The organism is Pseudomonas sp. AIG, assembly GCF_977020205.1.
On sequence record NZ_CDROCK010000005.1, the window covers coordinates 83,674 to 100,682 of the forward strand.

General features: G+C 59.6%; 20 protein-coding genes. 8 read left to right on the forward strand and 12 right to left on the reverse strand.

The features are described from left to right. Positions 1 to 9: 9 nt before the first annotated feature. From ACWR1S_RS05215 to ACWR1S_RS05250, 8 genes are all read right to left on the reverse strand, one after another. Positions 10 to 705, reverse strand: coding sequence for a hypothetical protein (locus ACWR1S_RS05215; protein WP_454562675.1), 696 nt, complete (start codon positions 703 to 705; stop codon positions 10 to 12). Positions 706 to 1,005: 300 nt separating this feature from the next. Beyond that, positions 1,006 to 1,665 carry a DUF2931 family protein gene (locus ACWR1S_RS05220; protein ID WP_454562676.1) on the reverse strand — a complete coding sequence of 220 codons (660 nt, stop codon included), beginning with the start codon at positions 1,663 to 1,665 and terminating at the stop codon, positions 1,006 to 1,008. After that, positions 1,665 to 3,206, reverse strand: a complete 1,542-nt coding sequence (locus tag ACWR1S_RS05225) for a DUF2235 domain-containing protein (RefSeq protein ID WP_454562677.1) — start codon at positions 3,204 to 3,206, stop codon at positions 1,665 to 1,667. The genes ACWR1S_RS05220 and ACWR1S_RS05225 overlap by 1 nt, the downstream gene beginning before the upstream one ends. A gap of 136 nt (positions 3,207 to 3,342) precedes the next feature. Then, positions 3,343 to 3,705 (reverse strand): DUF6124 family protein, encoded by a 363-nt coding sequence (locus tag ACWR1S_RS05230; protein WP_108226440.1) that lies wholly within the window; start codon positions 3,703 to 3,705, stop codon positions 3,343 to 3,345. A gap of 640 nt (positions 3,706 to 4,345) precedes the next feature. Continuing rightward, positions 4,346 to 4,825, reverse strand: a complete 480-nt coding sequence (locus tag ACWR1S_RS05235) for a GNAT family N-acetyltransferase (RefSeq protein ID WP_122607137.1) — start codon at positions 4,823 to 4,825, stop codon at positions 4,346 to 4,348. A 13-nt stretch (positions 4,826 to 4,838) separates the two neighbouring features. Then, the gene (locus tag ACWR1S_RS05240) at positions 4,839 to 5,051 is read right to left on the reverse strand and encodes a DUF4287 domain-containing protein (RefSeq protein ID WP_454562678.1); all 213 of its coding nucleotides are present in this window, start codon (positions 5,049 to 5,051) and stop codon (positions 4,839 to 4,841) included. Positions 5,052 to 5,176: 125 nt separating this feature from the next. Then, a complete protein-coding gene (locus ACWR1S_RS05245) occupies positions 5,177 to 6,208 on the reverse strand; it encodes a tetratricopeptide repeat protein (protein WP_454562679.1) in 1,032 nt (343 codons plus the stop codon). A 60-nt stretch (positions 6,209 to 6,268) separates the two neighbouring features. After that, positions 6,269 to 6,817, reverse strand: coding sequence for a cytochrome b (locus tag ACWR1S_RS05250; RefSeq protein ID WP_454562680.1), 549 nt, complete (start codon positions 6,815 to 6,817; stop codon positions 6,269 to 6,271). Positions 6,818 to 7,026: 209 nt separating this feature from the next. On the opposite strand from ACWR1S_RS05250, the gene ACWR1S_RS05255 reads away from it, so the two are divergent. The 8 genes from ACWR1S_RS05255 to ACWR1S_RS05290 all read left to right on the forward strand — a co-directional run bounded on the left by ACWR1S_RS05255 (position 7,027) and on the right by ACWR1S_RS05290 (position 14,090). Beyond that, on the forward strand, positions 7,027 to 7,704 hold the full coding sequence (locus ACWR1S_RS05255) for a thermostable hemolysin (RefSeq protein WP_454562681.1): 678 nt from the start codon (positions 7,027 to 7,029) through the stop codon (positions 7,702 to 7,704). Then, a complete protein-coding gene (locus tag ACWR1S_RS05260; protein ID WP_454562682.1) occupies positions 7,694 to 9,175 on the forward strand; it encodes an AMP-binding protein in 1,482 nt (493 codons plus the stop codon). The genes ACWR1S_RS05255 and ACWR1S_RS05260 overlap by 11 nt, the downstream gene beginning before the upstream one ends. Continuing rightward, complete coding sequence (locus tag ACWR1S_RS05265; RefSeq protein WP_454562683.1) at positions 9,172 to 9,846, forward strand: TenA family transcriptional regulator; 675 nt, start codon at positions 9,172 to 9,174, stop codon at positions 9,844 to 9,846. Before ACWR1S_RS05260 ends, ACWR1S_RS05265 begins: the two co-directional genes overlap by 4 nt. Then, positions 9,833 to 10,642 (forward strand): SDR family oxidoreductase, encoded by an 810-nt coding sequence (locus ACWR1S_RS05270; RefSeq protein ID WP_277761694.1) that lies wholly within the window; start codon positions 9,833 to 9,835, stop codon positions 10,640 to 10,642. Before ACWR1S_RS05265 ends, ACWR1S_RS05270 begins: the two co-directional genes overlap by 14 nt. Further along, positions 10,639 to 11,283, forward strand: coding sequence for a tetratricopeptide repeat protein (locus tag ACWR1S_RS05275; protein ID WP_454562684.1), 645 nt, complete (start codon positions 10,639 to 10,641; stop codon positions 11,281 to 11,283). Before ACWR1S_RS05270 ends, ACWR1S_RS05275 begins: the two co-directional genes overlap by 4 nt. Before the next feature lie 11 nt (positions 11,284 to 11,294). Continuing rightward, the gene (locus ACWR1S_RS05280; protein ID WP_007910671.1) at positions 11,295 to 11,957 is read left to right on the forward strand and encodes a response regulator; all 663 of its coding nucleotides are present in this window, start codon (positions 11,295 to 11,297) and stop codon (positions 11,955 to 11,957) included. Beyond that, positions 11,954 to 13,369: an ATP-binding protein gene (locus tag ACWR1S_RS05285; protein WP_454562685.1), complete on the forward strand. Its 1,416-nt coding sequence runs from the start codon at positions 11,954 to 11,956 to the stop codon at positions 13,367 to 13,369. The genes ACWR1S_RS05280 and ACWR1S_RS05285 overlap by 4 nt, the downstream gene beginning before the upstream one ends. Before the next feature lie 157 nt (positions 13,370 to 13,526). Next, entirely contained in the window at positions 13,527 to 14,090 is a 564-nt protein-coding gene (locus ACWR1S_RS05290; protein ID WP_454562686.1) for an N-acetyltransferase family protein, read from the forward strand. A gap of 49 nt (positions 14,091 to 14,139) precedes the next feature. Here ACWR1S_RS05290 and ACWR1S_RS05295 read toward each other — a convergent pair whose 3' ends face one another. The 4 genes from ACWR1S_RS05295 to ACWR1S_RS05310 form a co-directional block, all read right to left on the reverse strand. After that, positions 14,140 to 15,213 carry an NAD(P)-dependent alcohol dehydrogenase gene (locus ACWR1S_RS05295; protein WP_454562687.1) on the reverse strand — a complete coding sequence of 358 codons (1,074 nt, stop codon included), beginning with the start codon at positions 15,211 to 15,213 and terminating at the stop codon, positions 14,140 to 14,142. Positions 15,214 to 15,368: 155 nt separating this feature from the next. Continuing rightward, positions 15,369 to 16,064 carry an arsenical resistance protein ArsH gene (gene arsH, locus ACWR1S_RS05300; protein ID WP_454562688.1) on the reverse strand — a complete coding sequence of 232 codons (696 nt, stop codon included), beginning with the start codon at positions 16,062 to 16,064 and terminating at the stop codon, positions 15,369 to 15,371. 9 nt (positions 16,065 to 16,073) lie between these two features. After that, positions 16,074 to 16,544, reverse strand: coding sequence for an arsenate reductase ArsC (locus ACWR1S_RS05305; RefSeq protein ID WP_454562689.1), 471 nt, complete (start codon positions 16,542 to 16,544; stop codon positions 16,074 to 16,076). A 14-nt stretch (positions 16,545 to 16,558) separates the two neighbouring features. Continuing rightward, complete coding sequence (locus tag ACWR1S_RS05310) at positions 16,559 to 16,906, reverse strand: metalloregulator ArsR/SmtB family transcription factor (RefSeq protein WP_454562690.1); 348 nt, start codon at positions 16,904 to 16,906, stop codon at positions 16,559 to 16,561. Positions 16,907 to 17,009: the final 103 nt, after the last annotated feature.

A 17,009-nucleotide genomic window follows, 5' to 3' on the forward strand; every position in this document is an offset into this window, starting at 1 on the left:
TCTAAGCAGTCAACTCAAAAAAGCCACGAGCTTGCTTCCGAATTTTGTGTTCTGTTTTGACAGGCAACTATCCGCACTTAGAATCATTTCAAGCTGCTTTACCTCAACCAACCCCTTTTGGTAAAGGTCACTCCATATGCTGTCAAGGATTTCATGATTTGCAATTAGTTCGGGCATAGCGCTTGCAATAATTTGAGATAGAGATACTGAGGTTTGGTATGGTTTAACACGATTATTCTCTGTAAACCACCGCTCAGGATCCTCGAAGAGCTTTAGGAGCCTAATGTGTGAAACTGTGCACACGTCTACAAAATTAAGGAAAATCTGTCGGTAATCATCACTTGGGCATGTAGGTAGCGCAGAGTTTATTACGGCATTTCGTAATGCTTCAAGCTTTTCTGCCTGATGGTTCCTTAGTGAGATATTGCAAACTTCTGCAACCGTACTTATAAATGCTTCATTTTCCTTTAGTCCTGCTTCCGTCACAACTCCTTGATCTATGAGGTCGTTTAAAGCTGCTCCAATCGCAAGCATTGTTTCCGTGCGGCGCTTATTTAGAGGGGCCTCAAGTAAAGAATTAAAAATCTCCAACAACGGACTTCCAACAACGGGCACTGCTCCTATGGCAAATCTTCCAATGCGGTGCAGCTTCTCATCAATTGGTTCGACTTTTGGATCAATCGCTTCAAGATTAATTTTTTCCATGATTAGAGACTCCTTGATACCATACGGTCGATACTAGATATTGATATGCTTTCCGTTGTCAAGCATATCAATTTTACCTAACTCAAAGTAGTCCATCGCGGTGAGGCCCTAGTACTAATCAAAATTAGAAAAGAGGACGCATTTATTTTTAGGATCAACCGGCTGCTTTGGGTCGGTAGCGGTCGTTTGTGAGCGTCCGCTATTGGCCGAAAGCGGACCTTCGTTGAGTTCAGCATTGACGCGATTCACTCCTGACAACGCCACTGAAAGCAGGCAAGAGAAGTGACTCCTACCTCTTTCCTACCAACTTCCATACGGAATGCCATATTTATCGATATACCGCTTTGCCTTTTCACTCACCGGATAAGCGTAACGCCCTTCGTTCTTACCTTGGCTCGGCCCTAGCGGCTCAATTTCTGCCTGCGCTCGAGCGACTTTGACCGGGTGGTGGCAAGAGTCTCTTACCCAAACCTGCACAACACCACCGGGGGCCAACCCTAAATAAACGGACGCCATAAATCTCGCTTCCTGATCAGGCGTCTGCGGGCAACGTTGATTGACGGACGCCACCATCAACTGCCTGGCGTCCTCTGGGATTTCTACCCATGCCTGCCACGTTTTCTGTTCGACAATCGATTGCCAACGGACCCAGATGCGGACAGGCAAATCTGCTCCAACCACTCTCCTTCCGCTGCCGCCTACCCCACCTGTCCACCCTCGGGCGGACTCCGTGCCATCTTCAGGCTCTCCCCCCGCAGCGGTGCCGCCGCCGGTTTTATAGAAAATCCTGCCGTTAATGTCTTGAACAGAACTGTTCTCTACCCAGACTTTCATGTAGTCCGGCTCGGTAAACGCCAACTCCCACCACTCGGATTTCGGGTCATTTTTTGCTGAAAGTGGATCCGCAGACTGGCACCCAGTAATGAACAGCGCGCATAGCAGGGTAAAAAGTACTTTCATCACCAAAGTTTCCAGTCAGCTACATGGGGGTGTTGTACGCGTATCGAGTCCGGCGTCGGGGCATTGATGTAAACGGCGTGGACGCCACTGCCATCTCTGCGCCCGAGAGGATGGTTCCAATTTGCAGACATGTGAATGTACTTCAGCTTCAGCAATTGGTCTTCTTGGATTGAGGTGTCGTAACTACCCGCCAGAAATCGATCACACAGCGCTTGAAGCTCTGCGGGCACTGCCAACTCAGGCGTATCGGGAATGTCTTGAAACCGAACGCCCTTCTCTTTCGCCAATCGGTGCATCACTCGTAGATATACCCTGGAGAGCAAGCCACTCACAGGACGCTTGAGCTGCACTGCGGCATACACGCGCTTCATACGTGGGCTGAGCCGATCCTGCCGATCAATTGGCAGAGGAAGGGCGTCAGGCGTGACGATCTCCAACATCTCTTCTGGCCATCCTTTGGCAAGCCACTGCGCCTTCACCGTCACGGCATCACGGTAGATCGACGTAGTGGAGACATCGGTAAATTGCGACACCTCTAGCGTTTGCATCGGACTGACGAGCACGCACTCTTCGACCTCATCGCGGTAGCCACCGCCGATGTCAGAATGAACCCCGGGCAGAGTTATTTCCAAGTGATCCGCTTTAACGCGGCTCAGAGCGAAGTTGGCCCGATATTCGTCACGTGCGGATAGCTGCACGACATCTGTGAAGAAGCGGAGGTCGAGGTAGAGTTTGACTCCTGTTGCGATGGGACTTTTGATGTCCCCCAGATTCGACCAGCCAGCAATGGATGGCACCGTATCAAAAAGGCCAATAAAACCCATGTTGATGCTGCTTTTGTACTCTTCGATGAAGGTCCGGCTGAGGGCATTGGCGTTGCTGCGCAACACTTCCCCGAGTGGCCCCTGCTTTCCACGTACGACCTCGTTGGCAAAGTGTCTTGCTGCAGCAGCACCACGGCTGAAGCCGAACGCATCAAAGGTCAGGGACGTAATTTCACTATTGGGATTGTTGTCCAACACGTCCTTGATACGGGTTTTGATCTCTGCGAACGACAACTGAACACGTCCTGCCACGCCTGTATCGCCTCGGCCAGTACCACCACCTAACGTACTGTCCTTCTTGCCTGACTCAGTTCCTATTCCCTCGATATAAATCATCCGGAACGCTTGCTTCTGCAAACTATCTCCTTCGGCCCTTTGAGGTGCGAAGTACAGTTCGCTTAGTTTCTGAACATTGGTGGTGCTATTGGCGTAGCTGCTGTCCGGATCCCTCATATAGGGCTGACAACTGGCAGGAATATCCTGAGGCGCAATCGGATGCTGCGCCCCACACAGCAATCCAGCCGCCGTGTTGTTCGCGTTATTCCCAGTGCCATCAAAGAACACCCCAATCCTCAACGCGATCCCGATTTTTTCAGGTTCGCGCGCAGGTTCTTTCCCGTGTTTCTCATATTCCGCCCAACGCTGGGCGTGAATATCGACGGGTTTGGCTTCTTCGTAACGAAAATTTTTCGGGGGGTTGGGTACGTAGCCACTCATCCGTGATTCCTGGTTCTGATCCTTGAGAACGGTTCGAAGGGTGACAGCCGAGGCTGGGGGGCGCAAGCCGTGGCCGTGTGCCAGCCAGGGTGTGACAGCGGGGTTCGACGAGGGTTTCCCCTCGTCGGGGTGGGGATTAGCTGGCGATTTCGACGTTATCCAGCGCTTGGTTGACGGCGATTTCGCCGAGCATCACGACTTGGGCGATGCCCAGTGCGGTTTTGCGGTGGGGGGTGTCGAGCATGGCGGCGAAGTTGAGGAGCATTTCGCTGGCGGAGCCGAGGGTTTCGCTGGCGTTGGCGAGCAGGGATTCGCTGTTGTACTTGGGGTTGGCGAGGTACATGCGTTCGGGTTGTTGGGTGCTGGCCATGATTTGGCTGGCGGGTTTGAGGTAGTGGTCGAGGGCGCGTTCGGCGGCTTCGTGGAATCGCTTGGAGTCGGGGGATTCGTAGGGGGATGTGGGGTCGGTTTCGGGTGGGTTCGGCGTTACTTTGAACATAGATGAAGCTCCTAACACATTTAGAGGAGGCTTCACCCTTTCGCTACCAAACGAAGGGTGGCGGCCATGCGCAGGTTGGTAGACCGGGTGTTAGGATCCGGCGCGCCCTAGGACGCCCTGCACATGACCACCATAAATTCGAAACGAAGAAGTTTCGGCGATGGTGGAGCTGTACATCTAACACCGGGCTACCAAACCCGATCACTGTTTTTCAGCGACCGACAGACGATAGAACCCGCGACCTAGACGCACAAGCCGGCGGATTCTGGCTTAGTCGTAGGTAACGGCGCAAGGCGTTGTAGGGTTTTGGTGGTTACTTGAGGCTTCGTTTAAACAGTGGTGGTTTTTACTGTTTATCTCGCTCAGTGGTTGATGGGGTGACTGGGTGGGCGACTTCGCTAGCAAGCTCGCTCCCACAGGGATTTGTGGTTGAGTTGGGATTGGTGGTGGCTGAGCTGGCGTTATCGCGAGCAGGCTCACTCCTACATGGGATTGAGTCTGGCTTGGGATTTGGGGTGGTTGGGCTGGCGTCTTCGCGAGCAGGCTCGCTCCCACAGGTTTTGTGTCGGGCGGTGGGTTCGCGGCGGCCGGGCTGGCGTCATCGCGGGCAAGCCCGGCTCCCACAGGAATTAGAGGATGGTTAGGGTCGGTGGCGCGTCATGTTGATCAGGGCGGAACGTCCACCATTTGGCGCAGGGCGCTCTTCGATGGAGTACGGCACGAAGCCGAGTTTTGGGTAAAGCAGCAGGCCGGCGGTGTTTTCGTTGAAGCAGGACAGTTGCACTTCTTTCGCCTGGTATTTTTCGAAGCCGACGGCGGTCATGGTTTCGACGATGTATCGCGCAACACCTTGGCCACGGGCGTATGGCGCGACGATGACGTTGCCAATGCAGCAGATGCCATCGTGCTCAGCGCGGTAGAAGTTGGCGAAGCCGACGAACTCGCCGTTGGCCAGAAAAGCCGTGGAGTCGAAGCGCTGGCTGATTGCGCTGTGCATCTGTTCTTCCGTCAGCGGGAAGTTGGCTTTCGGGAACATGAAGAACAGCTCTTGTTCGCCCTGGGGAAAGCTGCACAGGGTGTTGACGTCGTCGGCCGTCACGGGCCGGTGGGAGAAATTCATCGCTGCCCTGCCCTCACTTTTTACCCGCCAGATGATGCGCAACCAAGGCGTTGGCATGACCGTGGCCCATGCCGTGTTCCTCCTTGAGCCACGCCACCAGTTCCATGTGTTTCTTGTCGCTGATGCCGGCGAGCAGTTTCAGCCAGTGATCGATGGGCTGGCCGTATTTTTTCTCGATGGAGGGAAAGTATGACGCCGGGCCTTTTACCTTGTTGTCTTCGCTCATGCTGCAAGCTCCCTGTGGTCACGACGGAGGGTCGGCGGACGCTCCTTGTCGGCAGTTCATAGAGTGGACGCGAGACGCTGTTCCGGCAAGTGGCCCGCCGATCAGTTCGGGCCACACGGCACCGCTTATTTTTTCGATAGCGCTCTGAGTCGCTCTCTATCGGTCAGCCCATCGGTCCTGACGCTGGCGACAGTCGTGTGGTTTTTCTGCTGCGGCGAAAGGATCGGTTCGCCGGGGTATCGGTATTCGCTAAAGCTCTGCATGACTTTTTGGTCGATGGCACTGTTACCGCAACTTTGCCGCAAGGCGATCGCTGGCACCAACGAACCGGGGGTGTAGGTCAATTCCAGCTGCACCGACTTGCGCTCGGGGGTCGACAGCTTTTCTTGCGCCAGCGCTTTCTCGATACCTTCAATCTTCTCCCTGACGCCGTACTGCATCCTATTGAGATAAACCTTGTTGTACTGCTGTTGTTGTTCGATCGTCATCACCACGCCTTTGGTGCGCAGGCGTTGGAGGTTGTCCCATGAGTCGGCTTTGAAATACAGCTTCAGCGCCCCCTGAAGGTCTTGCGGGCCGCCTTTGCCGTTCTCCAGAAACTCGGCGACTTTGAGCTCCATTGCGGTATTGCCGGGTTCTGCAATTGAGCGCTCATAAAAGTCCCGGGCAGCCACCAGATCGACCGGCCCGCCGACACCGGCTGCCGCCATATCGCCCAGTCGGCTGTAGACATTCGGCGCACGTCGGGCCACCGACTCATAGATGTCTTTGGCCTTCTCGATGTTTTTCGGCACGCCATGTCCCTGCTCGTACATCTCACCGAGGATCACCTTGCAGTTGGCGTTCTGGGTGCTGAGATAGCGGATTTCGTCGAACTGCTGCTCACTGATCGACGCTTGCTTGAAGTACGCCGCACAACGAAAGCTGGGGAATTCATCGTCCGCAAGATTGGGGCGATGGTGGGATTTGCAGCCTGCAACGAGGGCAGTAAGCGCCAGTACAGCAACAACCTTGTTCATGAATGGCATCCGTTGAAATCGTGCAGATTTCATCGGCAGGCAGGCGCAAAACCTGAAGCGGCGATTACTCGAACACACCACAAAAACCTGTGGGAGCGAGCCTGCTCGCGAAGGGGCCGTGTCAGCCAACATCATCATAGGCTGACACACCGCTTTCGCGAGCAGGCTCGCTCCCACAGGGGTTGTAGTGGATCAGGGTTATTCGGTGCGGCCCGGCAGCATCCGCACCAGCGTGTTATCCCGCACCCAATAATGGTGAAACAACCCCGCCAGCGCGTGCAGCCCGATCAGCCAGTAACCCGCGCTGCCAATCAGTTCATGCCAGTACTTCAGTTGCTTGGCGAAGTCCGGGTCGATGGCCACCGGCGCGGGGACGTGGAAGCCGAAATACGGGAACGGTTTGTCGGCGGCGGCGAGCATCAGCCAGGCGAGGATCGGCGTGGCGATCATCAGCCCATACAGCGCCAGGTGTGTCAGGTGCGCGATGCCGGTCTGCCACGCCGGTGGTTTTGGGGTGATCGGCGGGCGTGGGCTGAGGCGGCCGAGCAGGCGGATCCACACGAGGGCGAAGATGCTCGCGCCGAACAGGCCGTGGAAGCCCATCAGCAAGCCGCGCGCTTCGCTGCCCTTGGGCATGTAGCCCTTGATTTCGACGCATGCGTAGACGCCGACGAACAGCGCCAGCATCAGCCAGTGCAGGGTGATTGAGAGTTTTCCATAACGGGTTACGGCGGTGTCGCGGGTCATAAGCTGCGCCTCGTGATTGTCGTGAGTGACGGTCGATTTGTTCGACCGCCTCGCTCCGGTTGTTGGGCGAACCGACGGCGTTACCCTGCCCGCCCAGTCTTAAGAGAGTCTGAAGACAGACCCTCACGTTAACCTTTTTTCACCTTCAGACTTCGTTAAGAAATGCCTCCGATACTCGCCTCAAACCTATTGAGGGAGGCGTTCTGCCCATGCCCGATTTCGACTGGAACATCGCCCTGCCCCTGCGCTTCGGTCAAGCCGAAACGCCGCAGATGACGTTGACCGCTGCCCTGCCCGACGATGCCCTGCGAGAGACTTTCGAAGCCTTTATCCAGCAACGCTTTCGCAAGGCCCATGGCGCCGATATTCGCCACTTCATGCCCGAGCTGTTCGGCATGCACAACGGCGACGGCGAGTTGTGCGCCGTGGCCGGGGTGCGTCGCGCGCATCGGCAGCCACTGTTTCTCGAGCGCTATCTGGATGAGTCGATCGAGCCGTTGATCAGCGCGGCGGCGGATCGTGCGGTCGAGCGCAGCGCCATCGTCGAAGTCGGCAACCTCGCCGCCAGCGACACCGGCAGCGCGCGCCTGAGCATCATCGCCATCACCTATCTGCTGGCCATGGGCGGCCTGGAATGGGTGACGTTCACCGGCAACATCGGCCTGGTCAACAGCTTCCATCGCCTGGGTTTGAAGCCAGTGACATTGTGCGCCGCTGACCCGGAACGATTGGGTGACGAGCGTCAACACTGGGGCAGTTATTACGAAAGTAAACCTTGGGTGCACGTCGGCAACATCCGCGCCGGGTTCATCCATCTGCGCAATATCGGCCTGTTTACCCGCCTGGGTTTGCCCGGTTCGATTGAAGGAGCCTGTCATGTCGCTTGAATTGCAACGCTTCCAGGAAACCCTGCGCGACCATGCCCGGCGCAATGACAACGCGACCGCCCTGTGGGGCGACACGTTGAAACTCGATTACGCCACGGTGTATGCCGAGGTGTTGTATCGCCAGGAGCGTTTGCGCGATGAGCAAGCGCAGGTGATTGCGCTGGCGTTGGACAACGGCGTCGACGCGATGCTCTGGGATCTGGCCGTGCTGTTTGAAGGCCTGACCTGCGTGACGCTGCCGCCGTTTTTCAGTGCGGCGCAACGCGCTCATTGTCTGGAACAGAGCCAGGCCGAACGGGTGATCGCCGAGCCTGAACTTAAAGCCGAACTGCTCGCGGCCGGCTATGTACAACGTGGCGAGTTCTGGTGCCGCGCGTTCAGTGGCCCCCGTCGCATGCCCGCCGGCACCGCGAAACTCACCTTCACTTCCGGCACCACCGGCACGCCGAAAGGTGTGTGCCTGAGCGCCGACAGCCTGCTGCGGGTTGCACGAGAGCTGCATCAGGCCAGCGAAGTGACCGGCCCGCAGCATCATCTGGCGCTGTTGCCGTTGGCTATCCTGCTGGAGAACCTTGGCTGCTACGCCGCCCTGTATGCCGGCGCCATGTTGAGTTTGCCAAGCCAGAAAACCCTTGGCATTCAGGGCGCCAGCGGCGTCGAGATTCCGCGCTTGCTCGGTTATCTGGCCAGCCGTGCACCGGAGAGTCTGATCCTGGTGCCGCAGTTGCTGTTGTTGCTGGTCAGCGCCGCCGAGCAGAAAGCCTTCGACCCGCAAACCCTGCGCTTTGCCGCTGTCGGCGGTGCGCGGGTCTCGGAGGATCTGCTGCATCGCGCGCAACGGGTCGGGCTGCCGGTTTACGAAGGTTACGGCTTGTCCGAATGCGCCTCGGTGGTGTGCCTCAATCGCCCCGGTGCGCGCCGCCCCGGCAGCGTCGGCCGACCGCTGCCGCATGTTGAAGTGCGGCTGGCCGAGGACGGCGAAGTGCTGATCAAGGGCTCGGCCTTGCTCGGTTATCTGGGCGATGCACCGTACGCTGATGAGTGGTGGCCGAGCGGCGATCTGGGCGAGTTCGACCCGGAAGGTTTTCTCTATCTCAAGGGCCGCAAGAAGCACCAGTTCGTCACCAGTTTCGGGCGCAACGTCAACCCGGAATGGGTCGAGTCCGAGCTGACCCAGCGCCGCCACATCGCCCAGGCATTCGTTTACGGCGAAGCCTTGCCGCGCAATCACGCCCTGCTCTGGCCACATCGTCCGGACTGCACCGATGCCGAACTGGCCGCTGCCGTCGCCGAAGCCAACGAAGCCTTGCCCGATTACGCCCAGGTGCATCAGTGGACGCGCCTGCCGCACCCCTTCAGCGCCGCCAATGGCTTGCTCACCGCCAATGGCCGCCCGCGCCGCGACGCCATCGTCGCGCAGTACCACACGCAATTGACCGAATCCGCTGTTTCCGAGGAGTCCGCATCATGAGTTTTTTTGACACCCTGCAAGAAGCCACGCAACAAGAACGCCACGCACTGTTCAACCTGCCGATCATCGTCGATGCCCTGCAAGGCAAGGTCAGTCTCGACAGTTATCGGGCGTTTCTGGCTCAGGCGTATTACCACGTGCGCCACACCGTGCCGCTGATGATGGCCTGCGGTGCACGCCTGCCGACACGTCTGGAATGGCTGCGCAAAGCGGTGGCCGAGTATATCGAAGACGAATACGGCCACGAGCACTGGGTGCTCAACGACATCGCCGCGTGTGGCGGTGATCGTGATGCGGTGCGCGACGGTCAGCCGTCGTTGTCGATTGAGTTGATGGTCAGCTTTCTTTACGACCTGATCGCCCGTGGCAATCCGGTGGGTCTGTTCGGCATGGTCAATGTGCTCGAAGGCACCAGCATCGCCCTGGCCACCCACGCGGCGGGCAGCATTCGTGAGCGTCTGGCGTTGCCGGAAACCGCGTTCAGCTACCTGAGTTCCCACGGTTCGCTCGACATCGAGCACATGCAAACCTATCGGCACCTGATGAATCAGCTGGAAGATCCTGCCGATCAAGCCGCCGTGATTCATGCCTCGAAAGTCGTCTATCGCCTGTACACCGACATGTTCCGTGGCTTGCCGCGTGACGCGGAGGCTCAACATGCAGCTGCGTGAGGCGCGGGTGGTGTTGACCGGTGCCAGTGGCGGCATCGGCCTGGCCATCGCCGAAACCTTGTGCGCCGCCGGTGCCCACGTGCTCGCGGTGGCGCGGCATCAAGAGGCATTGGCGCCGCTGCTCAAGCGCTACCCCGAGTCGTTGTGCTGGGTCGGCGCCGACCTGACCTTCCTCAGCGACCGGCGCAAAGTGCTGGTCGCCGCCGAAGCCATCGGTGGCATCAACCTGCTGATCAACGCCGCCGGGGTCAATCACTTCGCCATGCTCGAACAGCTGGATGACAGCGACATCAACGCGATGCTGGCGGTGAACATCAGTGCGCCGATGTGCCTGACCAAACTGCTGTTGCCGCTGCTCAAGCAGGCCGACAGTGCGATGGTGGTCAACGTCGGTTCGACCTATGGCTCGATCGGCTACCCCGGTTACGCCAGTTATTGCGCGAGCAAATTCGCTTTGCGCGGGTTCTCCGAGGCACTGCGCCGGGAGCTCGCCGACACTCGCGTCAGCGTGCTGTACGTCGCGCCGCGCGCCACGCGTACCTCGATGAACAGCGCCGCCGCGCAAGCATTGAACGACGCGCTCAAGGCCAACGTCGACGACCCGCAAACCGTGGCCTCGGCGGTGATCCATGCGATTGCCGGCGATCGTCGCGATCTCTACCTGGGCTGGCCGGAACGTTTCTTCGTCCGCCTGAACAATCTGCTCCCGCATCTGGTTGATCGAGGCCTGCGCAAGCAGTTGCCGCTGATCCGCCGCCTCAGTGAAAAACCTGACAACGAGTCGCCAAAGCCATGAAAAAACTATCCGCATGCCTGTTGCTCGCTGCCCTGAGTCAAAGCGTCTGGGCGCTGGAACCGGCCGATCAGAAACGTCTCGAGGGCATCCAGCAAAGCTGGGCGCACATCCAATATGAGGTGGCGGAAAAACAGCGCGCTGCCGCGTTCGAGCAATTGGCCAACGAAACCAACGCGTTCACCACCCAGCGCCCGGCGGTGGCCGAAGCGTGGATCTGGAAAGGCATCGTCACCAGCAGTTGGGCCGGTGCCGAGGGTGGCCTCGGTGCCTTGGGCAAGGCCAAGGACGCCAAGGCCGATCTGGAGAAATCCCTGACCCTCGACCCCAAAGCCCTGCAAGGCTCGGCCTACACCAGCCTCGCCGCGCTGTATGACCGCGTGCCCGGCTGGCCCATCGGTTTCGGCGACAGCGACAAGGCCGAGCAACTGCTCAAGCAAGCCTTGCAACTCAACCCCAACGGCATCGACAGCCTGTACTTCTGGGGCGATCACCTCTACCGTCAGAAGCGCTACGCTGAAGCCAAAGCCGCGCTGATCAAAGCCCAGCAAGCCGCGCCGCGTCCGGGCCGGGAAAGTGCCGATGCCGGGCGTCGCAAAGAGATCGCCGCCCTGCTGGTGGACGTGAACAAGAAACTCGACTGACAGGAGTCCGCGTGCGTTTATTACTGGTTGAGGATGACGTGGCGCTGGGTGAAGGCATTCATCAGGCGCTGGGCCGCGAGGGTTACACCGTCGACTGGCTCAAGGACGGCAGCAGTGCGTTGCATGCGCTGCTCAGTGAAACCTTCGATGTCGCCGTACTGGATCTCGGTCTGCCGCGCATGGACGGCCTGCAAGTGCTGCGCCGATTGCGTGACAGCGGTTCGAATCTGCCGGTGCTGATTCTTACCGCGCGCGATGCTACCGAAGACCGCATCGCCGGGCTCGACGCCGGGGCCGACGACTACCTGATCAAACCGTTCGACCTGGACGAACTCAAGGCACGCCTGCGCGCCTTGTTGCGGCGCAGTGCCGGGCGCGCTCAAGCGTTGATCGAGCATGCCGGCATCAGCCTCAACCCGGGCACCCAGCAAGTCAGTTATCAGGGCCAACCGGTGGCCCTGACGCCCAAGGAATATCAGTTGCTGCACGAACTGCTGTCGCCGCCGGGCCGGGTGATGACCCGCGATCAACTGATGCAACTGCTCTACGGCTGGAACGAAGAAGCCGAAAGCAACACCCTCGAAGTGCACATTCACCACCTGCGCAAAAAGTTTTCCACCGACCTGATCCGTACCATTCGCGGTGTGGGTTATCTGGTGGAGGAGCGTCGATGACCTCGATCCGCCGCCGCACGCTGACATTGATCATCGGTCTGTTGCTGGCCGGCCTCGCAGTCCTCAGCACCTTCAACCTGCACGACAGCAACCACGAAATCGCCGAGGTCTACGACGCGCAATTGGCGCAGAACGCGCGCCTGCTGCAAGGCGTGATGCGCATGCCCCTGGCCAGCAAGCAGCACGCCGAACTGTACCAGGCGTTCAACTCGGCGCTGGGCGAAGCGGTGCCGCTCCGCGACGGTCATCCTTACGAACGCAAAATCGCCTTTCAGGTGTGGAATCCTGCCGGTGATGTGCTGGTGCACACCGCCAGTGCACCGTCCTTCAAGACGCCGCCGACGCAGCCCGGCTTCAGCGATGTGGTGGATCTGAACAACCGTCACTGGCGTGCCTTTCTCCTCGAAGACCCACAGAACAACCTGCGCATCTGGGTCGGTGAGCGCGACGATGTGCGCGCCGACCTGGTCGACCGCATCGTCCGCCACACCCTGTGGCCGAACGTGATCGGCAGCCTGCTGCTCGCGGCGATGGTCTGGCTGGCCATCGGCTGGGGCCTCAAGCCTCTGGCGAACATGGCCGAGACCCTGCGCGCCCGCCACAGCGGTTCGCTGGAACCGTTGCAACTGGCGCCGCTGCCCAGTGAGCTGGAACCGATGCAGGCGGCGCTCAACCGTATGCTCGCGCAGATTCAGGAAGTGCTTGGCCGTGAACGACGCTTTATCGCCGATGCCGCCCACGAGATGCGCACGCCGCTGGCGGTGCTGCGGGTGCATGCGCAAAACCTGCAAGAGGCCGGCACCGAACAGGAGCGGCGTGAATCGCTGGCGTTTCTGATCGCCGGGGTCGATCGCACCAGTCGCCTGGTCAATCAGTTGTTGACCATGGCGCGGCTGGAACCGAAACCCAATCCGCCGCCGCTACAACGCATCGACCTCGGCGAAACCGTGCGCAACAGCCTGGTCCAGTTGACGCCATGGTTGCTGAGTAAACAGCTGGAACTGGCCTTTGAAGACAGCGCCCAGCCGTTCAACATCATGGCCAGCCCCGGCACGATCGACATTGCCCTGAGCAACCTGATCACCAACGCCGCCAACTTTTCCCCCCAACACGGGGTGATCACCGTGCTGCTCAGCCAGGCCGAGGGGTTTTATCACTTGAGCGTTGAAGATCAGGGGCCGGGCATTGATGAGGCGGAGCGGGCGCGGTTGTTCGAGCGCTTCTACAGTCGCGGCAACGCCCAAGGCGCGGGGCTGGGGCTGACCATCGTCAACACCATCGCCGCGCGCCTGGGCGGACGAATCACTCTGGTCAACCGCGCTGAGGGCGGCCTGCGCGCGACGTTGTCGATTCCCGACGGGCAACCGCGCCCCGCTGCGCAACGCAGCACCCGCGAACCGCCGCCGGGTTGAGTCTGATTGCGGAACGAGGAGCGCCATCGCCCGGTAAAACCAGTGGCCGCGCGTCGGAATCTGATCCAGATCAGTTCCCGGGGCTGACATCGGTGTAGAACAGACTCAGCGCACTCTCCTGCGCGTTGCTCGTTCAGCCCCGATGGAGGCTCCTATCATGCTCACTGTCAAAGACCACAATGACCGCGCGGCGCCGGCCTATGCCGCGCACCCAGGTGAATACTGGATCGAGTCGCTCAGGGATGGCCGCCACGTCTTGATCCGTGCCCTGGCCGCCACGGATTGCGAACGCGAATACGCGTTCATCAAACGCTTGTCGCCCGAGTCCCGACACCTGCGTTTTCTTGCGCAGATCAGTGAGCCGGGCACCGCGTTACTCGATCAGTTGATGGACGTCGACAGCAAGCAACGCGCGGCCTACGTCGCACTGGCTCACGAAAATGGCGAATTGATCGAAATCGGCATCAGCCGCTATGCCGCCACGGGCGAACAGGACTGTGAATGCGCCGTGACGGTCGCCGATGAATGGACACACCTGGGCCTGGCCACGTTGCTAATGGAACACCTGATCAAGGCCGCCCGGCACAACGGTTTCCGGTACCTGTACTCGGTGGATTCGGCCAGCAACACGGCCATGCGCGACCTCGCCAAGTCCATGGGGTTTGCCACCCACAGCGATCCTGATGATGCCCACCAGGTCATTCATCGCCTGTGCCTGTAACGCCATCCCTGCGCCTCGCACCCGCCAACAGTGCGGAGCGCGTTGCCGATCAAGGCGTGATCGCCACCTTCATCACCCCATCGCGCTGATGCGCGAACAGTTCATAGGCGGCTTCGATATCATCCAGTTTGAAGTGGTGGGTCACCAGCGGCGACAGATCGACGCCACCGCTTTGCACCACCGCCATCAACCGGCGCATGCGCTCCTTGCCGCCGGGGCACAGGGTGCTGACGATGCTGTAATCGCCCAGCCCTGCCGCGAAGGCATCGTAGGGAATGCGCAGGTCCGACGCGTAGACCCCCAGACTCGACAGGCGTCCGCCCGGGCGTAACACCCGCAACGCAGACTCGAACGTGCCTTGGGTGCCCAAGGCTTCGATGGCCACATCCACGCCGCGCCCGTCGGTCAACGCCATGATTTGCTCGACCACGTCGCCGTCCTTGAAATTGACCACATGGGTCGCGCCCAACTGCCGCGCGACGCTCATGCGCTCGGCCACCGCGTCGACGCCAATGATCACGCTCGCGCCCTTGAGCCGCGCCCCGGCCACCGCGCACAGGCCGATCGGCCCCAGCGCGAATACCGCAACGCTGTCGCCGATACTGACTTCGCCACGTTCGGCACCGGAAAATCCGGTAGACATGATGTCCGGGCACATCAGCACTTGTTCGTCACTCAATCCGTCGGGTATCGGACACAGGTTGGCCAAGGCATCGGGCACCAAGACGTACTCCGCCTGGCAGCCATCGATGATGTTGCCGAATTTCCAGCCGCCGGTGGCGCGAAAACCGTGGCGGGTCTCCGGCCCGTCCTGGGAGCCGCAGCCACACAAGCAGGCGTAGCTTTGGCCGCTGGGGGTAATCGCGCCGGCAATCACCCGCTGGCCTTCGAATAATCCGCGCACCTGTGAGCCAAGTTTCTCGATCACGCCCACCGGTTCGTGACCGACGGTCAAACCTTTGGCCACCGGATACTCGCCACGCAGGATGTGCACGTCAGTGCCGCAGATCGTCGTGGTGGTGATACGCACCAGCGCGTCCAGCGGGCCAACCTCGGGGATCGGTTTGTCATCCAGCACGATGCGATTCTTTTCGACGAATATCGCCGCTTTCATCATGGTCATGATCAAGACTCCTGTGCAGGTGTTTGCACTGAGTTCAGCACCTTTCCAAGGCTGCGCCGAACTGACCGACACAAGGTTGATCACCATCAATCAAAGCTGGATTGCGCCCGCCGTTGCCGCCCGTGAACGCAGCCGTCCCTCGCCGAGGGACGGCCTCAAATCGAATGCTGGTTGACCCGCGCCATCAGTTGCTCAGCACTTTCCTTGCGCTCGGAGTAGCGGTCGACCAGATGCGCCTGTTGATCGCGCAGCAGCACGGTGAACTTCACCAGTTCTTCCATCACATCGACCACACGATCATAGAACGGCGACGCTTTCATCCGCCCGGCCTCGTCGAACTCCATATAGGCCTTCGGCACCGAGGATTGGTTGGGGATGGTGAACATGCGCATCCAGCGCCCCAACACGCGCAACTGGTTGACCACGTTGAACGACTGCGAACCGCCGCAGACTTGCATCACGGCCAGGGTTTTGCCCTGGGTCGGGCGCACGGCACCGAGTTCCAGCGGCACCCAGTCGATCTGCGCCTTGAACACGGCGGACATCGCGCCATGACGTTCAGGTGAGCACCAGACCTGCCCTTCCGACCACAGCACCAGATCGCGCAGTTCCTGCACCTTTGGATGGTCGACAGGAACGTCGTCGGGCAGCGGCAGACCGGACGGGTTGAAGATCCGCGTTTCGGCGCCGAAGTGTTCGAGCAGGCGCGCGGCCTCCTCTACCAGCAAACGGCTGAACGAGCGTTCGCGGGTCGAGCCGTAGAGCAGCAGGATGCGAGGTTTGTGTTCGCCCGCTTGCGACGGTTTGGCGTTATCGAACAGATTGAGATCGAGGTTGGGCAGTTCGGACATAAATCCTCCTTAAAGCGCGCCGATGCGGTCGAGCGCGGTTTTCAGTTCATCACGGCTGAGGGTTTCAAAAGGCAGATCGAGAAAGGCTTGGCAGCGATGTCCGATGCGCGCCAATGTTGCGCGGAAAGCCGCGTCAATCTTGGCTTCGTCGCCCGTCACGTCGGAGGGATCCTCCAGCCCCCAGTGGGATTTCAGCGCCGGGCCGAAATACACCGGGCAGGTCTCGCCAGCGGCTTTGTCGCACACGGTGATGACGATGTCCGGCGGGTTGCTTTCGAAGGCGTCGTTGCCCTTGCTGTGCAAACCATCAATGGCGATGCCGGCCTGTTGCAGCGTCGTCAGGCTGCGCGGCAAGACCTGGCCTTTGGGAAAGCTGCCGGCACTCACCGCTTCAAACCCGGCAGGCGCCAAGTGATTGAACATGGCTTCAGAGAGGATGCTGCGGCAGCTGTTGGCTGTGCACATGAACAGGATTCGCATGGTTTTCTCCTTCCTCAGCAGCACGCGGTTTCACGGACAGGACGACCGTCCATGTTCTGCAGACGGGCAGCGTTGTCCTTCAGCCAATCGGCGTTGGCTCTGGAGGTCACTTGGAGGATTTCGCGCACCCACGCCGGCAGCTCCGGGTTGAGACGGTAATAGACCCACTGCCCCTGACGGCGATCGAGCAGCAAGCCACTGCTGCGCAGTTGTGCGAGGTGGCGGCTGATTTTCGGTTGGCTGTCGCCGAGTGCGCACATCAGCTCGCAGACGCAGAGCTCACCTTGATCGGAAATGAGCAGCATGGCGCGGACGCGGGTTTCGTCGGCGAGGCTCTTGAAGACTTCGGTGGGGGTGATCATGGGACGGGCTCATCACATACGGAAATCCGAATATACGGATATCCATATATAAATCAACTTTGAATTTGTCGCCCCCCCCTGTAGCAGTGAGCCTGCTCGCGAT

Excerpts from the sequence above, each read along its gene's own strand:
- ACWR1S_RS05215 (WP_454562675.1), bottom strand. The coding sequence starts at position 705 with ATGGAAAAAATTAATCTTGAAGCGATTGATCCAAAAGTCGAACCAATT.
- ACWR1S_RS05220 (WP_454562676.1), bottom strand. The coding sequence starts at position 1,665 with ATGAAAGTACTTTTTACCCTGCTATGCGCGCTGTTCATTACTGGGTGC.
- ACWR1S_RS05225 (WP_454562677.1), bottom strand. The coding sequence starts at position 3,206 with ATGAGTGGCTACGTACCCAACCCCCCGAAAAATTTTCGTTACGAAGAA.
- ACWR1S_RS05230 (WP_108226440.1), bottom strand. The coding sequence starts at position 3,705 with ATGTTCAAAGTAACGCCGAACCCACCCGAAACCGACCCCACATCCCCC.
- ACWR1S_RS05235 (WP_122607137.1), bottom strand. The coding sequence starts at position 4,825 with ATGAATTTCTCCCACCGGCCCGTGACGGCCGACGACGTCAACACCCTG.
- ACWR1S_RS05240 (WP_454562678.1), bottom strand. The coding sequence starts at position 5,051 with ATGAGCGAAGACAACAAGGTAAAAGGCCCGGCGTCATACTTTCCCTCC.
- ACWR1S_RS05245 (WP_454562679.1), bottom strand. The coding sequence starts at position 6,208 with ATGATGATGTTGGCTGACACGGCCCCTTCGCGAGCAGGCTCGCTCCCA.
- ACWR1S_RS05250 (WP_454562680.1), bottom strand. The coding sequence starts at position 6,817 with ATGACCCGCGACACCGCCGTAACCCGTTATGGAAAACTCTCAATCACC.
- ACWR1S_RS05255 (WP_454562681.1), top strand. The coding sequence starts at position 7,027 with ATGCCCGATTTCGACTGGAACATCGCCCTGCCCCTGCGCTTCGGTCAA.
- ACWR1S_RS05260 (WP_454562682.1), top strand. The coding sequence starts at position 7,694 with ATGTCGCTTGAATTGCAACGCTTCCAGGAAACCCTGCGCGACCATGCC.
- ACWR1S_RS05265 (WP_454562683.1), top strand. The coding sequence starts at position 9,172 with ATGAGTTTTTTTGACACCCTGCAAGAAGCCACGCAACAAGAACGCCAC.
- ACWR1S_RS05270 (WP_277761694.1), top strand. The coding sequence starts at position 9,833 with ATGCAGCTGCGTGAGGCGCGGGTGGTGTTGACCGGTGCCAGTGGCGGC.
- ACWR1S_RS05275 (WP_454562684.1), top strand. The coding sequence starts at position 10,639 with ATGAAAAAACTATCCGCATGCCTGTTGCTCGCTGCCCTGAGTCAAAGC.
- ACWR1S_RS05285 (WP_454562685.1), top strand. The coding sequence starts at position 11,954 with ATGACCTCGATCCGCCGCCGCACGCTGACATTGATCATCGGTCTGTTG.
- ACWR1S_RS05290 (WP_454562686.1), top strand. The coding sequence starts at position 13,527 with ATGCTCACTGTCAAAGACCACAATGACCGCGCGGCGCCGGCCTATGCC.
- ACWR1S_RS05295 (WP_454562687.1), bottom strand. The coding sequence starts at position 15,213 with ATGACCATGATGAAAGCGGCGATATTCGTCGAAAAGAATCGCATCGTG.
- arsH (WP_454562688.1), bottom strand. The coding sequence starts at position 16,064 with ATGTCCGAACTGCCCAACCTCGATCTCAATCTGTTCGATAACGCCAAA.
- ACWR1S_RS05305 (WP_454562689.1), bottom strand. The coding sequence starts at position 16,544 with ATGCGAATCCTGTTCATGTGCACAGCCAACAGCTGCCGCAGCATCCTC.
- ACWR1S_RS05310 (WP_454562690.1), bottom strand. The coding sequence starts at position 16,906 with ATGATCACCCCCACCGAAGTCTTCAAGAGCCTCGCCGACGAAACCCGC.